The sequence below is a fragment of the Neobacillus drentensis genome, from assembly GCF_036966985.1.
GTDB lineage: Bacteria > Bacillota > Bacilli > Bacillales > Cytobacillaceae > Neobacillus > Neobacillus drentensis_E.
In genome coordinates, this window is record NZ_JBALSN010000586.1 from 1 (window position 1) to 1,653 (window position 1,653).

The following is a 1,653-nucleotide window of genomic DNA, read 5'->3' on the forward strand; positions in this document are numbered from 1 at the left end:
AGATGATGTAGATGAGCGACTAGAGGCATGGGAGAGAAAACGAACATTAAGGGGACCTTGGAGACAGCAAGAAGTGATTTTTGTTGTACGAATTTGAGACCTGATAGTGAAAGGCTAATTCGTCGTGGGTTTCGTATTGCTTATCGTTTAAAAGCCCTCTGGTATGTCGCTCATGTGAAAGATCATCATCCCTTATCGGATGAAGAGGAGCAAACATTAACAAAAATTCAACAACTTACGAATCGGCTCGGCGGAGTATTTGAATTGTATGAGACAACAGACCGACGTCTAGTCTTTAGGAAGTTGGTGAGTCACATGAATGAAAAAAAGACAACACAAGTCATTATTGGGCAATCTGCCCGTTCCCGATGGGAAGAGATAATAAAAGGCTCTGTTACACAACGATTGTTAAGAGAGGTACGTCATATGGATGTGTTGGTGGTAGCTGATCAAGAGAAACACTGATTTCTAAAGTAGGTTAGTGTTGTTCCTTATAAAAGCAAAGCTTTGGGCACAATAATCTCAACCAACAAATTGAGGTGATACTATGTCGATTGATCGTGTTTGTACAATTGGACCTGCAAGTAATGATAAAACAGTTCTCACTGAACTAATCAAGCATGGTATGACGATTGCCCGATTGAATTTTTCCCATGGTACCCATGAAAGCCACAGTACCGTTATTCGGTTAATAAAATCACTTAGCGAGGAGACTGGGCATCAAATTAAATTGTTAGGTGACCTTCAAGGTCCAAAAATACGACTGGGTAAAATCGAAGGTGAAAAAGTGATTCTTAAACCGGGACAGACCTTTACTCTTCATATTGATCAAACAATAGGAAACGAGAAACAAGCAAGCGTTGATTATGAAAATTTAATTAAAGATGTTCAACCAGAGAATAGAATTTTGATTAACGATGGGGCAGTTGAATTAATCGTTACGAATGTTGATCAAGATAAAATTGACACTACTGTAAAAACAGGTGGTGAAATAGCTTCCCGAAAAGGAGTAAATCTACCAGGTGTTGTTACAAGTTTACCTGCTATTACCGAAAAAGATAAAAAGGATATTCAATTCCTTTTAAAAGAAGAGATTGATTTCATAGCATGCTCATTTGTCCGCAGGGCATCCCATATCAAAGAAGTACGGAGTTTCATTAAAGGTGAACAAGGACAAACTCCAACATTGGTAGCAAAAATTGAAACCATTGAGGCAATCCAAAATTTTCAAGAAATCTGTAAGGAAACGGATGGCGTGATGATTGCTCGGGGTGACCTAGGTGTGGAGCTTCCCTACCAATGGATTCCACTTTTGCAAAAAGCAATGCTTAGAGAATGTAACAGGTTAGATACTTATGTCATTACGGCTACTCAGATGCTTCAATCAATGGTGGATAATCCTCTACCAACAAGGGCGGAAGTTATGGATGTTTTTCAGAGCGTTTTAGATGGTACGAACGCTGTCATGTTATCTGCTGAAAGCGCTGCAGGACACTATCCCGTTCAGAGTATCGAAACATTAAAGCTTGTGTCTCAGTTTGCAGAATGTGTTAGGAAAGAAGCTCCTTTCGACTTTGCGGATATGCTGAAATTGTTGAATAATACGATTACTTGTTTATATAAAAAAGAAAAAGGACAGTGAAACATTTGTAA

The 1,653-nt window shown here is 38.8% G+C and carries 1 protein-coding gene and 1 pseudogene; both read left to right on the top strand.

Annotated elements, in window-relative coordinates:
• Window positions 1-465, top strand: a pseudogene (locus V7659_RS28475) (universal stress protein); the annotation flags it as partial.
• Between the two features lie 82 nt (window positions 466-547).
• A complete protein-coding gene (locus tag V7659_RS28480) occupies window positions 548-1,642 on the top strand; it encodes a pyruvate kinase (RefSeq protein ID WP_335543422.1) in 1,095 nt (364 codons plus the stop codon).
• Window positions 1,643-1,653: the final 11 nt, after the last annotated feature.

Excerpts from the sequence above, each read along its gene's own strand:
- V7659_RS28480 (WP_335543422.1), top strand. The coding sequence starts at position 548 with ATGTCGATTGATCGTGTTTGTACAATTGGACCTGCAAGTAATGATAAA.